We start from the raw sequence: 15,968 nt of genomic DNA, 5'->3' as shown, positions 1-15,968 counted from the left end.
TTAATTTTGTTTTATTTTTTCGTACAACTTTACCATTGATTGTAGTAATTCTGTTGGTGTTGTTAGAATTTGATAGTGATTTTGTCCAAACATTTGAGGTAAATAATATTTAGCTTGTGCTTCAATTGCCAAGGCATAGGAACTAATATCTCTTTGATTTAATTCTCGTAAGGCTTGTTTCACATCGTTAATTCCATATTTGCCTTCATACTTATCATAGTCGTTTGGTTTACCATCAGAAATTAGAATGATCCATTTATTTTTGGTATTTCGAGTGTCTAATCTTGCGCCTGCATGACGCAATGCAGCACCAATTCTTGTATAGCCAGATGGTTCAATTGCACCTACTTTATTTTTGGCAATAGCCCAATTTTCATCAAAATCTTTAACAGTTAAATAGGTCGAAAAATTTCGTGTTTTGGAGTAAAAACTATCAATTGAAAAGTCGATATTGAATTCGTTTAATATTTCGCCAAACAAAATAGAAACTTGTTTTTCAACATCAATTACTCGGTTTCCAGCTGCATAACTATCACTTGATAAACTAATGTCTAAGAGTAATAAAATGGACAAATTTTTTTCTTTTTTCCGGTTGGAAAGATAAATTTTATCGGAAGGTGTTTTTTTCGAATGAACATCTACGTATAAATCTGTAATAGCATCAATATCAAATTCTTCGCCTTGGGTTTGACGTTTTTGCTGTTGCATTTTGTTGTTCAAATTGGTCAAAATTTTTCTTAAATTTAATAGTGTTGAATTGTTCTTTAATATTGTATTTTGATAGTATTTGGAATCTATTTTTAGTTGAATTTTTGGATATACTTTACAGAAATGGTCTTTGTATTTTCTTTTTTCGAAATCCCATTCGTCATAAGTTAAATGAAAACCATTAGAATCGATTTCGGCACTTTCAGAGATTGAAGTGTTTTCAGTAAATTCCGCTTGATAAACAGAATGAGCAGTATCGTCAACACGAACAGTGAATTTCATATTAAGATCTTCAATAGCGTTTTCGTGTTTTTCTAAATCGTCGGAACCATCAAAATCACGCCAGTTTCCATTGAACTCTTCGGCAGTTTCTACTTTCTCAAAGCTATGAAGCAATACATAATCTTCTTGTTGTTTTTTATCTATTTCAACGGTAGTTATTTCTTCAACAGCTTTTGCTTGCAATGTTGTAGTAATTTGTTCTGAATTAGATTTTTTTACTAAATCCGAAAAATTTTCTATTGTTGTTTGAGTGTTTTCTTCATTATCATTTTGCATCAACTTGCCATAAATCCATGAATAATCGGCTGTGTTTTTTGGAGTTGTTTTAGCTTCAAAATGCGATTTTAAGTTTTGATAAATAACTTTTGAATTGGGATATTTTTGAAACAATAAGGTTAAAATATCCTTCTTATTTTGTTCAGACAAAACTTCATCTAATGTTAAATTTATTTTTAATTCAGATTGAACACTTAGAAATAATATTCTAAAAAAATAAAAACCTAAATTGGCTTCTTTTGTAGCAAATTCATTAAAATAAATAGGAAGAAAAAAATTGTTATTTTTATAACCACCTTCTCGTTCAGCAGGAAAAAGTTCAATGGCATTTCCTGTAATTGCTCTTGCTAAAATGGTCAAACGAGGTTTAATATCCTTTAAGAAAATAGCATTATTATCTAACAGAATTTTATTCTTATTTCTTTTTTTGAAATATTTAGAAACGGTTCCAAAAAGTAGCTCGTCTATATCCATTATTAAGTTTTTATGGCTGATTATATCATCAAATTACACAAATCTTTCAATGACTGAACGGTTTGCAAATCGTCGGTTAATGGCTCCACTATTGCAATGTGAGTAGAAAGGCGTTTGGGTAATCCGCTTTTAATTAGCGTTGCCGCATTAACCAATAGTCGTGTCGAAACAGTTTCGGTTAATCCAAGTTCGGTTAGATTTCTTATTTTTGAACCAATCGCAACTAGTTTTTTAGCATTTTCAGCATCAATTCCAGTTTCGTTAATAAGAATTTCTATTTCTTGTTTGGTTTCAGGATAATTGAACGAAAGCGCCGAGAAACGTTGTTTTGTTGAAGGTTTTAACTCTTTAAAACCACGTTGATAACCAGGATTAAAAGAGGCAACAAGCATAAAATCTTCATGTGCTTTTACAGTAATTCCTAATTTATCAATAAACAACTCTCTACGATGATCAGTAAGTGAGTGGATAGCAACAATAACATCAGGTCTTGCTTCTGCAATTTCATCTAAATAAATAATTGCGCCTTCTTTTACGGCTGTGGTCATTGGTCCGTCAACCCAAATAGTTTCGGCTCCTTTTATGATATATCTTCCAATTAAATCGGTTGAAGAAGTCTCTTCATGACAGGCAATGGTGATGAGTTTTTTTTCCAATTTATGCGCCATGTATTCGATAAATCGAGATTTTCCAGTTCCGGTTGGCCCTTTTAGGAGTAACGGAATTTTATTGGAATAGGTGTGAGAAAAAATTTCTTCTTCCTTTCCGATAGCATGATAATATGGAATAGTTTGTGTCATTTGAAGGAGAATTATAGTTTTGCTTCGACTTTATTTGAAAATAAATTGGGATTAATTTTTATGGAAATAAATGCCCAATTGTTACCAGCATTTTTATTTCCCGCTTTTAAAACTTCCATTGATGAAGAGGCAAACATTTGTGAAAATCCAGCATCGAAAGTCACATTATCATACATTTTATACCCTAATGTAAAATCTAATTCAGTGCCTAGATAATTGTCTTGTTTTTCTCCAGCGCTATAAATTGAAGCTGCTGAAGCAAAATAATGAGGTGTTAATTTTGCTGAAAATTTGTTTTTTTCATAACCTAATGTTGCATAAACATCTGTTAATCCAACGGAATTTGTATGATTTCCAACATAAAAATAATCCATGTAGCCATTGAATTTATGGTTGGTTCCATACAATGGATTAAACGATTTTACATCGGTTGAAGTGTCGTTTTGATCTTTTCCAGAAAGCATTTCAAAACCAACGCTGGTATTGAAATTTGTGGTTGCTTTATAATTGATGCTTGCTGAAAAATAAGTAGCATTTACTGAATTGTCGGCAATTTTTCCTGTTTGCAAATAAGCTGCGCCATCAATAGAAAGAGCACCATTTTTGAAAACCAATCTTGAACCAATAGTTTGACTATAATCTACTTTTTCTTCCGTTCCAACAAGATAAGGCATTCCATTATTTAATGCTAAAACGCTTAAATTTATTTTATCAAAATCGGTATGATACCAAAGATATTGCAATGATTTGTATTGCGGAATAGTATAATTTTCATAAAAATTAGTTTCTTTATTTGCATTTAATGCCAAACCAAAATGAATTTGATTTTTGGTGTTTGGATTGAATTTTAATAAAAACGCATCATGACTTCTAGCTTGCATAGCCCAATCAACATTTCCAAAAATACGAGCGTCGTCATAATTAATTTCTTGTCTTCCTAATTTGAATGACAATTTTTCATTCATTTTTATTTCTCCATACGCTTCATGAAAGGCACTGTTTGCATCTGTTTTTGAATTAGTTGCTACATCGCCCCAAGTTTTTACATTTTGTGGAGAAACTCGTAATTTGATGTTTTTAAAAGAGTAATCAAAGACTAATCGAGTTCTTTGAGATATAAAAGAAGTGGCTTTTTCGGTGTCTGGTTTTAAGGTTCCATAACCGTTTCTGTTTTCAAATCTTGCACGCAAATCGGCATTGATGTCAAATTGTTGTGCAGAAATAGTTACTGTTGATAATAAGGCAATAACTGCGGTATAAATATATTTTGTCATTTTGTTAGTTGTTAACGGTTTCAATTATTTTATCAACAGTTTCTTTGTTGTTTACACCCAAACCTTCTTGCTGATGCAACAATTCTCCATCTTTATTAAAAACACTGATAATATTAGAATGAGAAAAATCCATAGGAGCAATTTGTTTGTATTTTACAGCTAGCACATTAGCAAATTCTTGAACTGTAGATTTTGTTCCTTGAAGAAAAGTCCAATGTGGCGCATACATATAGTTAGCTTTCGCAAAAGCTTTTAATCTTTCTGGCGTGTCAACTTCGGGATCGATACTTACTAAAACAAAGTTTAAATCGGATAGTTTGTCTTTGGGCATTTTAGATTCAATATCGCGCATATCTGCTACTAATCTTGGACAAGCGGCTTTGCAACTGGTATAAATCATTACCATTACGGTCACTTTTCCTTTTAAATCTTTTAGCTCTATGGTTTTGTTATCTTGAGTTTTCCATTTGCTAGTTAAGTTGTAAATAGATTCTTGAGATATGGAATTATTTTTTGGCTCTGTTGTTGTTTTTTTACAGCTAAAAAGTAATATTGCTATAAAAAAAAGGATTATTTTTTTCATGGTTTTTTTGTATTTAAAGTGTCTTTGACACATCTAAAACCTAAATTTTTCACTGCATAATTTGCTTTTACACTTCCTCGGAAAGCATATCTAATGAACGCAGCATAATTCATTAAATCGGAAGCATTTAGTGAACCACTTCCACAGAATAAATCTTTATCTGTAGTGACATCACTCCGGGATTCACCAGTTAATAAAATTGAATTAAAATCGGAAGTCCATTCCCAAACTAAACCGTGTAAATCATATACACCATAATAGTTTTTGAAGGTTTTTCCAATTTCATTGTTAAACGTTTTTGGTTTTTCGTACCAGTCTAAAATATATTGATTGTATGTTTTTATTTTTCGAGCATCTGCCATTTCTTGATTTGCCATAGCTACAAATTCCCATTCGTCAACGGTTGCAAGTCGTTTACCTTGACATTCGCAATAAGCATTTGCCGCATACCAAGAAACGTTTGTAACTGGACTCTTTGGTTTCATATCTGTTGTTAAAATTGTATCGTTTTTCCAATTATTTAGATAATTATCATCTGCAAAAAGTTTTTTTACTTCGGATTTTCTCCATCTTTTGTTTTGTTTTACAAAAGCTAAAAAGTTTTCGTTTGAAACAGGATAGACATCCATAAGTAAATCACTTACTTCTACAGCTTTATTTTTTTTTCCGTAAAGAGGAACATATTTTCCGCCTTTTATAGAAACCATCGGTGTTTCCACTCCAAAAGAAACGTCATTTGGAGTAGAAACTGATGGAATAGTTATATTATCTAGAGTATTCAAATCCTTGTCTTTAGAACAAGAAACAAACACAATTACGACAAACAGAAAACATAACTTTTTCATGTTAAACAAATTATTTTTTACTTCTAACAGCTTTAACCATTGCTGGTGTAACTTCTTTTTTAGAATTGCCCCAAGTACTATAAACATAGGTTAACACATTGGCAATTTCATCGTCAGTAAGCGTTTGAGCAGTCATCACACTGTTGTATTTTTTACCATTTACAACAATTTCGCCCGTTTTTCCTTTAAGTACAATTTCGATGGCTCTATTCACATCAGCATTTAAGTAATCAGACTTGGCTAAAGGAGGAAATGCATTCGGCAAACCTTCACCAGTTGCTTGATGACAGGCAAAACATGTTTTGGCATAAATTGATTTTCCCTCAGCAATTCGTTCAACAAGAGTTACTGCTTTTGGAGCTTTAGCGCTTGTTTCATTTGGCATGGTTTGAATGGTACCTCCTTCAGGATGATAAACTTCATCCGATTGAGTTCCTGAATAAATCGTTTTGTTTTCGTCTCCACTAACATTTATTAAACCTAAACTACCTTTGTTAAAAGTTCTAAAAATAGAATGGTCTACTATCACTAATGATCCAGGAACATCAACTTTAAAGTCAACAATTGCAGCTCCACCAGCAGGAACAAGCGTTGTTTGTACATCATGATTTACGAGTGAACCACCTTCTACATGAACATTGTCAAAAATTTCTCCAATAACATGGAATGAAGATACTAAATTAGGACCACCATTTCCAACAAATAGACGAATAGTTTCACCAACTTTAGCTGTAAGTGCATTATCACCAGTTAACGAACCTGTTTTCCCATTAAATACTACATAATCTGGTTCTTCTTTAACGGCTTTTGCCATATCAAAAGGTTGTAGTCCTTTTTCTCCGTTAGCACCTTTAGTATAAAAATCACCTTGCATAACGTAGTATTCTTTATCTACAGGAGGCAAACCACCTTCTGGTTCAACCAAGATAAGCCCATACATTCCATTAGCAATATGCATACCTACAGGTGCAGTTGCACAATGGTAAACATACAATCCTTGATTCAATACCTTAAAAGAAAAGGTTACTTCATGTCCAGGAGCAACAAATGAGGACTTTGCGCCACCACCAGGGCCAGTTACTGCATGTAAATCAATATTGTGAGGCAGTTTATTATCAGGATGGTTTTTTAAATGAAACTCCACTTCATCACCAATTCGAGTTCTGATAAAACTTCCAGGTACAGAACCTCCAAAGGTCCAATAAACATATTTTACTCCATCTGCCATTTCGCCTTCTTTCTCAATAATTTCCATATTGACAATTAGTTTTTTGGCAGGTCTATCTCCAACTGGTTTTGGCACAAATGGCGGAGCTGTTAATTCGGCATTCATACTTCCTTCAACTTTTATTTGTGATGCATCTACTTTTTTGTATTCATCATTTTGTTTGCATCCGATAAATGTAACTGAAGCAAAAATTAGGATAAATATTTTTTTCATTTCTTTTAATTTTTTAATTATTTTCTATTTCTAAAGCTTCATCTGTTGGTTTGCCATATTTAATAAAATCATATATAAATAGACTTATACCAACTGTAAACATTGTTGCGCAAATAAGTAACACAACAAAATGAATTTCAGTTTCTTTTTGAACCTCCATAAACTCCATTTTTAGTTTGCGCTCCATATATACTTGAGCAACACCAGCAACACCAAATGCAACAGTCATTCCAAGGATTCCAATATTTGACAGCCAAAATGCAGCATTTCCTTGTACGCTATTGTAGCGTTTTCTGCCAGTTAAGTTTGGCAAAGCATAACTAATAATTGCTAAAACAATCATTGCATAAGCACCCCAAAAAGCATAGTGACCATGCATTGCAGTGACTAATGTTCCGTGTGTGTATAAATTTGTTTGTGGTAATGTATGAGCAAATCCTAATAATCCTGCACCAATAAAAGATACAATTGCTGAACCAATAGTCCAGAATAATGCAATTTTGTTTGGGTGGCTTTTTTCTCCTTTTCTATACATATTAACTGCAAATAATGCCATTGCAAGGAATGCTAATGGTTCCAATGCAGAGAATATTCCACCTACGATTAACCAAATTTTGTTAACACCAATATAATAGTAGTGATGTCCAGTTCCTAAAACTCCTGAAAGGAAAGTTAAACCAATGATTACATACAACCATTTTTCAATAACTTCTCTGTCAACTCCCGTTAGTTTTATTAATAAATATGATAAAATACCACCCATTATTAATTCCCAAACACCTTCAACCCATAGGTGAACAACCCACCAACGGAAGAATGAATCCATTACTTGGCTATCAAACCAAATCATTCCAGGCAAGTATAGCAATGCTGCAAATAATAATCCCATTGATAAAACCAAGGCAGTTGTTGTTTTGCGTTTTCCTTTGAATAGAGTTCCTAAAATAAGTCCTAAAAACAATAATACATTTACAACAACTAGAAAGTCTAATTCTCTAGGAATTTCAAGAAATTTTCTTCCTTCCCAAAGGTTGAAGTGAAAACCAATTACGGCTACAACACCTACAATAGCTAATGAAATAAGCTGTATATAAGCCCATTTTACGCTTATCAATTCTCGTTGTGCTTCTTCAGGAATGATGTAATAAGCAGCTCCCATAAAACCTGTTAGTAACCAAACTACTAATAAATTAGTGTGTACTGCTCTAGCAGTATTAAATGGAATGATGTCATGCAGTCCTTGCAATCCAATTCTATCAAAGCCCATGATAAAGCCATATATTATTTGTAATGAAAATAATAACATACATAAGGCAAAAAACCAATAAGCTATTTTTTGTGATTTATATTTCATAATATTAAATTTATTGTTTGTCTTTTGCTAATGGAGAAACTATTCTGTCGAATCCATTCAAATCGATTTTTCCAATCCATTTAAAGTAAGCAATTACAGCTTCTGCTTCTTCATCGGACATTGCATAAGCAACCATTTTTCTACCTCTAGGTTGCCAAGGTTCTTTAGACATTAGAACTGCTTTTACATAAGCATCTCCTCTTCGGTCTATAACTTTTGTTAATTCAGGAGCATAATAAGCTCCTTCTCCAAGAATAGTGTGGCAACCCATACAATTGTTGGATTCCCAAATTTCCTTCCCTTTTACAACTTGAGCATCAATTTTGCCATAGTTGGTTTGGTCATTTTTTGGCATGAAGGAGTAGATAGTTAGCCCAATAAAGACTAAGAATGTTACCACGGTTCCACCTAGAAAAAATGCCCTTGCTTGTGATTTTGATAGCATAAATTTTAGTTTTAGTTAATTAATTTGATAAAAGATAATAATGTCCTTTATTAATTCTTAACAAAATTCCGAATAGATGTTCTTATAAAGCATGATAAAAATCATAACTGTTAAATAAAAGATAAAATTGTCTTTTATGATGCTAATTTAATATTTTTGAAGAAAAAAGATGTTTTCAAAGAGTTGTGAGTATGCTATTAGAGCAGCCATTTTTATTGCAACAAATTGTTGTAAAGAACGAAAAGTGGGCTTGAAAGAAATTGCTAAAGAAATTGATTCTCCAATTGCCTTTACTGCAAAAATTTTACAAGTTTTAGTTAAAAACAATATTGTTAAATCTAGTAAAGGAGTTGGTGGAGGTTTTATGATTTTAAAAGATGAACTAAAAAGCATTAAGCTAGTTAATATTGTTAATGCGATTGATGGTGATTCCGTTTTTTTAAGATGTGGTTTAGGGTTAAGCAATTGTTCTGAAGATCATCCCTGTCCAGTTCATGAAAAATTTAAATTTGTAAAAAAAGATTTAATTTACATGCTAGAAAACACAAACCTTGAAGAATTATCGTTAGGTATAAAAAAAGGGCAAACTTTTTTGAAATATTAATTAAGAAATATTAATTAAGAAATATTATTTGCTGTTTTGTTTATGTTCTTAAAGAGAGAGAATTTATCTTTTAATACTATCATGTCTTCACTAATTTTCTTATCTAGAATTTTAGCATAATGTTGGGTAGTTTTCAAATTGGTGTGCCCTAACATTTTACTGACGGTTTCCAACGGTACACCGTTAGACAACGTTACTGTTGTCGCAAAAGTATGTCGGGCAATGTGAAAGGTTAAGTCTTTTTTAATACCGCATACATCAGCTATTTCCTTTAGGTAGGCGTTCATTTTTTGGTTGCTTAAAATAGGTAGTAATCTGTTTTCATTAACACAAATCGGATGATTCTCGTATTTGGATATTATTTTCTGTGCTGTTGGCAGCAATGGAATTTTTGAAGCGGTATCCGTTTTTTGACGGTTTTTGAATATCCACTTATCGCCATCTATTCCCAAGGCGATGTTGTCTGTAGTAAGCTGCTGCACATCGATATAGGCAAGGCTGGTGAAGCAGGAGAAAATGAATATGTCGCGGACAAGTTCCAACCGCTCAGTTGTAAATTGTTTATTGATGATTTCCTCTAATTCTTTTTCGGTTAGAAACTCTCGAACGACTTCTTTAATTTTGGCTTTATAATTGACAAATGGGTCCTTTTGCAGCCATCCATTAGCCAAACATTGGTTTATTATTTTATGGAAGTTCTTGATGTATTTAACAGCGGTATTGTTTGCACATTTTCTAACACTTCGTAAATAAAACTCATATTCAGTAATAAATGCATGGTCTATCTTGTCGATATTGATATCTGAGATGTTGTATTTCCAAAACAGAAATTCTTTAGTGTGCTTTAATGAAGTTTCATATCGCTCCAAAGTTCCGGCAGCATATTCATGGCCGACCAATTCTTTAATTTTGCGATTGTGCTCCACGAAGATAGGGATGAGCATACGTTCACGTTCCTTCTTGCCCAGGAACTCGTTTTTAAAGTTCTCAAAGTTAATTTCAGTTTGGTTCATGAATAACTTCTTCTGAGTTTCATAAACCTGAGCTTTTATCATTTCAAGCTGACTATTAATGATACGAGCTTCTTCTGAATTCCCTTTGATTTTGCTTGTCTCCTTAGACCATTTATCCTCTTGAATAAAAAATCCGGAACTAATATCCAAGCGTTGTCCGTTAATTGTTATTCTTTGATAAATCGGCATTTGCCCTTGTGCATTGACTTTTGATTTTCTTAAGTAGAAAAGTACTGTGATTTTTGCATTCATGTTGGTAACCTTTAAGTTGATAATTAATTTACATTTATTATCAATACAGGTCAAGATGTTCATTAGTTGAACCCCTTATTTTACTGGTGTTGAGGTAAAATTCGGTGCACTTTTTTACTCGGTTACAAGGTGCACCGATTGTGCACCTTTACTTTGAGAAAACTTGAATAATTTGGTTATTCGGTGAAACGAAAAAACCCTTTAAACGTTGAGTTTAAAGGGTTTTACATCATTTTGATAAATTATCAGCGGAGAAAGAGGGATTTGTCTACTACAAAAGCCACCAATAAAATCAATACTTCTCAAAGCATATTATTTAAGTGACACCTTGACTGACACCTCTTTTATAAGGTTACTATTATTCTAAATTCAAAGTAGTCAAATATAAGGATAAATATTTGAATATTAAAGTATCAAGGCTAAAAATTGAACTAGTTGTTTAAGTGTTTACTGGTACTTTTCTTGATTTAATTTTTTTTTAGCATTTCTTCTAATTTAACCAAAAATCAAGTGAGTTACTTGTTCATATTTTATGCCACTATATGTACAGAACTCTTCAATCGTTAGAAACTCATTTTCGAGCTTATTGAGGTCTTTTTTTATCTTTTGCATTAATCTAGTACTTTGACGATAACTCTTGCCTGTTATTCGTTGTATGTCCTTTGGATAGATGCATACCCTCTGATTATTCAATTTCATACTTTATCTATACCTTTGATATAGCTATGCTATACTTCTGACGTGCAGAAAATCTTTTGCAATTTAGTTATAATTTTTCATACTTATTTATTGGTTTTTTATGTTCATTTAAGACACTTGTGTCGATTTTGGACATATGGTACACTTGTTACTTTTTCTTTAGTGAAATGCTTTGTAAACTTTGCTTTAATCATTCAAAATGTGGTTGCAACTGATTGAAAGAATGAAGGAGTTTTAAAATGAATGTTTAACAAAATTTTGAAGTTATGGCTAGACAGAAAGGCATAATTAAATTGAAAGGTACTATTGGGGATATTACTTTTTATAAAACGCAAGATGGGCACTTAGCAAGAGAAAAAGGAGGAATTGATGCAAGTAGAATTGCTAGTGACCCAGCGTTTCAAAGAACTCGTGAGAATGGTTCCGAGTTTGGTAGAGCTGGTAAGGCAGGAAAAATGCTTAGAACCGCTTTAAGACCATTGCTTTTAAATTCTGCTGATGGTAGAATGGTGAGCCGTTTGACACAAGCTATGGTGAAAGTTATTCAAGCGGATACTGTCAGTGAGCGTGGTTTGCGTAACGTGATTGATGGAGAAGCTGAATTGTTATTTGGTTTTGAATTTAATATTCGTGGTAAGCTTGGTACCACTTTGTTTGCTCCGTTTGTGGCAACTATTGACCGAGTAGCTGGTGAAATTACTGTGGATTTGGCATCATTTATTCCTACGAATATGATTGCTGCTCCAAGTGGAACTACACACTACAAAATCATTTCTGGTGGAGCTGAGATTGATTTTGAAGCTGAGACCTATGTGGTTGCTACTTCTGAAACGGCAATTTTGCCTTGGGACGGAACTGCTACTGCTCCAATTAATCAAGTGAATGCTGTTACCGCTAACTCAACTAAGCCATTATTTTTGGCTTTAGGTGTTGAGTTCTACCAAGAGATTAATGGGCAAATGTATCCGTTGAAAAATGGTGCTTTTAACCCATTATCGATAGCAAAAGTTGATAGTGGTGTGTAATGGTTATTTGGTTAACTAGAACTTATTTCCCTGAAGGAACAAATGGTAAACTCGAATGCGAAGGCAAATTGATTTGTAATACAATTGAATTGCCATGGAAGATGAACGAAACGAAGGTTTCCTGCGTTCCGGAAGGGAAATATTTTATTAGAAAGCGATACAGTGCAAAATACAAATGGCATTTGGAAATAGTAGATGTACCCAATAGAAAGTTCATTCTTTTTCATCCTGCCAATAATGCTCAAAAGGAATTGCAAGGCTGTATTGCTCCTGTTACTAAACTTTCTGGACCTGGCTTAGGTTTAATCTCGAGAAAAGCTTTTACGAAGCTAAAAGACTTTGTTTACAAAGCTTTGGACAATAAAGAAAGTGTTGAATTAATTATCCAATCTTAAAAATAGATTATGAAAAAAATCATTAATAGAGCAAAAGCTCCGACACCAAAATTTTTCAAAGTGCTTCGAACTGTTGGGTTGGCATTAGCAGCCGTTGGTGGAACTATTTTAGCTGCTCCAATTGCTTTACCCGCGATTGTAACTACCATTGGTGGTTATGTAGCAGTAGCTGGAGGAGTTTTGTCAGCTGCAAGTCAGCTTACTACAACTGATGATAGCAAATAATCCCACGTTGATGGGAACTGCTGGAGGCACATTTTTAAGTATTGTACCTAATCTTTCCTCTGATGATATTGCCAAAACGGTTATCTTAGCAACTGTTGGAGCTGTGGTCAGTTTTACGATTTCGTTATTGCTTAAAAGCCTAAATAAGAAGCACAAAAAATAAGTTTAGCCCTAGTTGTGGTGACCTTTGGGTTAAACAAAGTGAAAGCCAAGTCGTGAGACCTGGCTTTTTTCATTTATATCCTATAAGGAACTTCAGAAGGAATTATTTCAACATCGGAATAACCATTTTTTGAGAGGAAATCTTTAATAGAATGTTTGTTTAATTCTGAGTCCAAAGATGGACCAATAATAATATGACTAATAGGAATTTTTTTAACCCTATATTTTTTATTTTTTTCTAATAATTCCAAACTTGCTTTATCATCCTTTGCTCTTTCTTTTTCAAAAGCATAGTCTGTTTTTAAAACTTTATAAGGAACTAAAAGATTATTTTTTCCAACTCTGTAAGAAATAGATTCTAAGGATGTGCTAAATTGTTTATCTGTTGACATTTCGAATCTAAATTCCTTTTCTTCTTCAAATGAACTATGCTTGAAAAGACCAATATATTTATCCAATAATTCATTTATTTCTTGTGCTATTTCTTTAAAAACATCTTCATCACTTTTTAATCCAAAAATTAAATCAAAATGTTCAAAATAGTATTCAGTGATTGTTTCTATTAAATTATTTACTAATTCTAATTGATTGTTTGAACCATATTCAATATAAAATCCACTAGCAATATTTTCAAAACCTTCAATAAGTTTTTTTCTATCTAAACCTATTGCAATTCCTTTTCCATCATTTGCATATGCTCTCCATTGGCTTAATAAATCTCCTTCAAGCGAAAAACAAGTAGCAAAATGGTTTGATATGTTTTTTTCTTTTAACTCTGTTAAAACGGCAGATACAATATTAAATGAAGTATCATTTTTAGGATTATTAGCTATTTTTTCAAACTCTTTTTTAAAGAGATCTAACCCGTAATAATATTCTTTTTTATCATTTAAGTAGGCTGAATTACTACAAAAAAAGGATTGATTTTCAACAATTGCTTTTAGACTATGTAAATCCGTATAATGATATAATGTTTTACTATTTTTTTTAGATTTAAATGAAGGGAAGTTTTCAAGAATTGAAGATATTTTCTTTTCTAAAGGAATTTTTAAAGCCTCTAAAACGGTTCTTCTATTATTTAACTCAACCATGACCTACTTCTTTTTATCACTGGTTAACGCACCCAATAGAAGTAATGCAGCTCCAACACCTAAAAGTATTTCTAATCCACTTGCCCCTTCTTTCTCTTTTATGCTCCTAACAGGCTTGATTTTCTCAAACAAATCTCTCTTGAATTGCTCAATACTATTTAAATTATAATCATCAATAAACATTTCAATAGGTTTGTTGTTTGGGAAATCTATGTTTTTTCCAAAATGTTTAGAATAGATCACAATTATATTGCTGTCTTTTTTTGAGTTAAAAGCATATTCTATCTCATCTTTTACTGTTTCGGAAAGTTGAGATGTTGAAAAAATTACAAACCAATTTGCAGAGTCAATATTTAATTTTGTTTGTTGGCTAATTCTTGAAAAATAATTATTTCGTTCAGGTAAATATATAAAATATCCATTTTGCTTGCCCTTTTTATACAGGTCTAGTGCAATATTTTTTTCATTATCCGAATTCGGATTATAAGTGATAAAAACGCTCTCTTGCATGGTTATTTTATATTTTCACAAAAATACAAAATCTTAATACATTTTTGTCATTTATTAACATATCTATATAAAATTACTCTGCGTATATCGTTGATAAGGTTTATATTTTTGTGAAATTGTTTTTCTTTTAATTCAAGAAGTTTTAAAGCTTCAACATGCTTCAAATGTGCTTCGTGTTCATCCATCAAGAGTTTTGATTTTGGAAAAAACTCTCTTTTGAAATCAGGAAGGCGCAAAAACGAAATCACAGAACCAACTAAATGCTGGTGCCAAAATTTAGATTTCCACAAGCTATAAGCAATCCAAAAAATATTTTTGCAATCAGTTTCATTATCAAATATGATTACAAAACTATTTGTGAATGGCTCATTTTGAGGCTTTCCGCTGTTCATTCCTTTGTTTAAAATGAAAAAATGCGGTTTGTTGTAAAAGGTGTCCTTCTTGTGGGTTTTAACGATAAAATTCATCATGGCTTCGGATTTAAAAATTAGGTTTTCTTCTAATTTTCTGTTGAGTTTCTGATAAATGCAGATGTGCCTCGCTACGCTCCGTCCATTAAATTTTTCAAAAGAAAAAAAGAAAAAAAAGAAAGCCATTCGTCTAGTGTAAGGTTTCAAAAAAGCAAGTTTTTCAGAAAAAATACTACCCGATACGTGATTGAAATCGGCAGCGTCAAGTCAGAAGTTAAATGTGTTTTGAAACTTTTTGGGTGGAGATTTTTTCTGAAACCCGAAGGGCTTGAACTTGCTTTTTTGAATACCTGGAACTTATCTTTGCTTCCTTTTTTTATTTATTTTTTTTGAAATTTTCAATTCTTTTTTATTTGTTTTTTAATCGGAAATTGAGAATAGCCATTTTTATTGAAATCGGAATTTTATTTTTAGTTGGCTATTTCCAATCAGATATCCTTGTTTAATCGGATTTAATTTGAAGGATTGGGAGTTGATTTGAAAGATGGTCGTCTTCGGAAAGGGTATCAAATTCTTTGGATGGATGAATAAACCAAATAAAAAATATAAAAGCTATTTATCCGGCCAAAGAATTTGATACTCTTTCTTGGATTTGATTTTTGAGGATGCCTGAAAGTCAGTTAGCAGTCGCAGTGTTCAGTATTCAGCAGATTATCTTAAAAAACGTTATGGCATCAGCTTTTTCGCTGGAGCAATAACTGTGGGGTTTCTGGCAAATAAAAAATGATACTCTTACTGGGAATTTTGGTTTTGTGGGTAATAAAATGGCTTTTACCATAGGCAAATTAACTAAAATTAAAAGCCATTTTATTACTTACAAAAGCAATGCAAATACTTCCTATTTAAACACAAAGCTGATAAAAACAGTTACCGAGAACGTTCATAAAAGCGATGGTAACCGAAAATATTCCTATGAAATGGAGAACGTTGTTAAAGACAGTGGCGAAGGACGGTGTTTTTTGTAGCTGGGTGATGCGATGGGAGCTGCAAAAAATGTTGTCCTGGAGCCACTGGCAAGCGCGTTGGGTGAGCGGCTTTTT

General features: G+C 32.4%; 16 protein-coding genes. 4 read left to right on the top strand and 12 right to left on the bottom strand.

Translation table 11 applies throughout. From position 1 onward, the window contains the following. From P7V56_RS10895 to P7V56_RS10860, 8 genes are read right to left on the bottom strand one after another with little or no spacing between them, the layout of a single operon-like run. Positions 1–1,740 carry a nitric oxide reductase activation protein NorD gene (locus P7V56_RS10895; protein ID WP_171221845.1) on the bottom strand — a complete coding sequence of 580 codons (1,740 nt, stop codon included), beginning with the start codon at positions 1,738–1,740 and terminating at the stop codon, positions 1–3. Between the two features lie 20 nt (positions 1,741–1,760). Beyond that, complete coding sequence (locus tag P7V56_RS10890; RefSeq protein WP_171221844.1) at positions 1,761–2,540, bottom strand: CbbQ/NirQ/NorQ/GpvN family protein; 780 nt, start codon at positions 2,538–2,540, stop codon at positions 1,761–1,763. An 11-nt stretch (positions 2,541–2,551) separates the two neighbouring features. After that, positions 2,552–3,814, bottom strand: a complete 1,263-nt coding sequence (locus P7V56_RS10885) for an alginate export family protein (protein WP_171221843.1) — start codon at positions 3,812–3,814, stop codon at positions 2,552–2,554. 4 nt (positions 3,815–3,818) lie between these two features. After that, positions 3,819–4,397 carry an SCO family protein gene (locus P7V56_RS10880; protein ID WP_171221842.1) on the bottom strand — a complete coding sequence of 193 codons (579 nt, stop codon included), beginning with the start codon at positions 4,395–4,397 and terminating at the stop codon, positions 3,819–3,821. Continuing rightward, the gene (locus tag P7V56_RS10875; protein ID WP_171221841.1) at positions 4,394–5,242 is read right to left on the bottom strand and encodes a formylglycine-generating enzyme family protein; all 849 of its coding nucleotides are present in this window, start codon (positions 5,240–5,242) and stop codon (positions 4,394–4,396) included. Before P7V56_RS10875 ends, P7V56_RS10880 begins: the two co-directional genes overlap by 4 nt. Positions 5,243–5,252: 10 nt before the next feature. Then, positions 5,253–6,683 (bottom strand): copper-containing nitrite reductase, encoded by a 1,431-nt coding sequence (gene nirK / locus P7V56_RS10870; RefSeq protein ID WP_171221840.1) that lies wholly within the window; start codon positions 6,681–6,683, stop codon positions 5,253–5,255. Positions 6,684–6,696: 13 nt separating this feature from the next. After that, a complete protein-coding gene (locus P7V56_RS10865; protein ID WP_171221839.1) occupies positions 6,697–8,037 on the bottom strand; it encodes a cbb3-type cytochrome c oxidase subunit I in 1,341 nt (446 codons plus the stop codon). A 10-nt stretch (positions 8,038–8,047) separates the two neighbouring features. Then, positions 8,048–8,392 carry a c-type cytochrome gene (locus P7V56_RS10860; protein ID WP_304986223.1) on the bottom strand — a complete coding sequence of 115 codons (345 nt, stop codon included), beginning with the start codon at positions 8,390–8,392 and terminating at the stop codon, positions 8,048–8,050. 259 nt (positions 8,393–8,651) lie between these two features. Here P7V56_RS10860 and P7V56_RS10855 point away from each other — a divergent pair, with 259 nt between their 5' ends. Beyond that, entirely contained in the window at positions 8,652–9,086 is a 435-nt protein-coding gene (locus tag P7V56_RS10855) for an RrF2 family transcriptional regulator (RefSeq protein WP_171221837.1), read from the top strand. A gap of 14 nt (positions 9,087–9,100) precedes the next feature. Here P7V56_RS10855 and P7V56_RS10850 read toward each other — a convergent pair whose 3' ends face one another. Further along, complete coding sequence (locus tag P7V56_RS10850) at positions 9,101–10,351, bottom strand: site-specific integrase (RefSeq protein ID WP_171222005.1); 1,251 nt, start codon at positions 10,349–10,351, stop codon at positions 9,101–9,103. Between the two features lie 965 nt (positions 10,352–11,316). On the opposite strand from P7V56_RS10850, the gene P7V56_RS10840 reads away from it, so the two are divergent. Genes P7V56_RS10840 through P7V56_RS10830 form a run of 3 tightly spaced genes read left to right on the top strand, consistent with a single transcriptional unit; the run spans position 11,317 to position 12,695 of the window. Next, on the top strand, positions 11,317–12,075 hold the full coding sequence (locus tag P7V56_RS10840) for a hypothetical protein (RefSeq protein ID WP_171221836.1): 759 nt from the start codon (positions 11,317–11,319) through the stop codon (positions 12,073–12,075). Continuing rightward, positions 12,075–12,470 carry a DUF5675 family protein gene (locus P7V56_RS10835; protein WP_171221835.1) on the top strand — a complete coding sequence of 132 codons (396 nt, stop codon included), beginning with the start codon at positions 12,075–12,077 and terminating at the stop codon, positions 12,468–12,470. The genes P7V56_RS10840 and P7V56_RS10835 overlap by 1 nt, the downstream gene beginning before the upstream one ends. A gap of 9 nt (positions 12,471–12,479) precedes the next feature. Further along, the gene (locus P7V56_RS10830; RefSeq protein WP_026725702.1) at positions 12,480–12,695 is read left to right on the top strand and encodes a hypothetical protein; all 216 of its coding nucleotides are present in this window, start codon (positions 12,480–12,482) and stop codon (positions 12,693–12,695) included. A gap of 236 nt (positions 12,696–12,931) precedes the next feature. Here P7V56_RS10830 and P7V56_RS10825 read toward each other — a convergent pair whose 3' ends face one another. Genes P7V56_RS10825 through P7V56_RS10815 form a run of 3 tightly spaced genes read right to left on the bottom strand, consistent with a single transcriptional unit; the run spans position 12,932 to position 15,054 of the window. Further along, entirely contained in the window at positions 12,932–13,948 is a 1,017-nt protein-coding gene (locus tag P7V56_RS10825; RefSeq protein ID WP_171221834.1) for a DUF2971 domain-containing protein, read from the bottom strand. A 3-nt stretch (positions 13,949–13,951) separates the two neighbouring features. Then, positions 13,952–14,458 carry a hypothetical protein gene (locus P7V56_RS10820; protein WP_171221833.1) on the bottom strand — a complete coding sequence of 169 codons (507 nt, stop codon included), beginning with the start codon at positions 14,456–14,458 and terminating at the stop codon, positions 13,952–13,954. A 47-nt stretch (positions 14,459–14,505) separates the two neighbouring features. Beyond that, positions 14,506–15,054: a DUF6943 family protein gene (locus P7V56_RS10815; RefSeq protein ID WP_240976606.1), complete on the bottom strand. Its 549-nt coding sequence runs from the start codon at positions 15,052–15,054 to the stop codon at positions 14,506–14,508. Positions 15,055–15,968 lie beyond the last annotated feature (914 nt).

The sequence above is a fragment of the Flavobacterium sp. IMCC34852 genome (assembly GCF_030643905.1).
Classification (GTDB): domain Bacteria; phylum Bacteroidota; class Bacteroidia; order Flavobacteriales; family Flavobacteriaceae; genus Flavobacterium; species Flavobacterium rivulicola.
This window is presented reverse-complemented; position numbering and strand designations above follow the sequence as displayed.

Coding starts and splice junctions, on each gene's coding strand:
- P7V56_RS10895 (WP_171221845.1), bottom strand. CDS start 1,740: ATGGATATAGACGAGCTACTTTTTGGAACCGTTTCTAAATATTTCAAA.
- P7V56_RS10890 (WP_171221844.1), bottom strand. CDS start 2,540: ATGACACAAACTATTCCATATTATCATGCTATCGGAAAGGAAGAAGAA.
- P7V56_RS10885 (WP_171221843.1), bottom strand. CDS start 3,814: ATGACAAAATATATTTATACCGCAGTTATTGCCTTATTATCAACAGTA.
- P7V56_RS10880 (WP_171221842.1), bottom strand. CDS start 4,397: ATGAAAAAAATAATCCTTTTTTTTATAGCAATATTACTTTTTAGCTGT.
- P7V56_RS10875 (WP_171221841.1), bottom strand. CDS start 5,242: ATGAAAAAGTTATGTTTTCTGTTTGTCGTAATTGTGTTTGTTTCTTGT.
- nirK (WP_171221840.1), bottom strand. CDS start 6,683: ATGAAAAAAATATTTATCCTAATTTTTGCTTCAGTTACATTTATCGGA.
- P7V56_RS10865 (WP_171221839.1), bottom strand. CDS start 8,037: ATGAAATATAAATCACAAAAAATAGCTTATTGGTTTTTTGCCTTATGT.
- P7V56_RS10860 (WP_304986223.1), bottom strand. CDS start 8,392: ATGCCAAAAAATGACCAAACCAACTATGGCAAAATTGATGCTCAAGTT.
- P7V56_RS10855 (WP_171221837.1), top strand. CDS start 8,652: ATGTTTTCAAAGAGTTGTGAGTATGCTATTAGAGCAGCCATTTTTATT.
- P7V56_RS10850 (WP_171222005.1), bottom strand. CDS start 10,351: ATGAATGCAAAAATCACAGTACTTTTCTACTTAAGAAAATCAAAAGTC.
- P7V56_RS10840 (WP_171221836.1), top strand. CDS start 11,317: ATGGCTAGACAGAAAGGCATAATTAAATTGAAAGGTACTATTGGGGAT.
- P7V56_RS10835 (WP_171221835.1), top strand. CDS start 12,075: ATGGTTATTTGGTTAACTAGAACTTATTTCCCTGAAGGAACAAATGGT.
- P7V56_RS10830 (WP_026725702.1), top strand. CDS start 12,480: ATGAAAAAAATCATTAATAGAGCAAAAGCTCCGACACCAAAATTTTTC.
- P7V56_RS10825 (WP_171221834.1), bottom strand. CDS start 13,948: ATGGTTGAGTTAAATAATAGAAGAACCGTTTTAGAGGCTTTAAAAATT.
- P7V56_RS10820 (WP_171221833.1), bottom strand. CDS start 14,458: ATGCAAGAGAGCGTTTTTATCACTTATAATCCGAATTCGGATAATGAA.
- P7V56_RS10815 (WP_240976606.1), bottom strand. CDS start 15,054: ATGGCTTTCTTTTTTTTCTTTTTTTCTTTTGAAAAATTTAATGGACGG.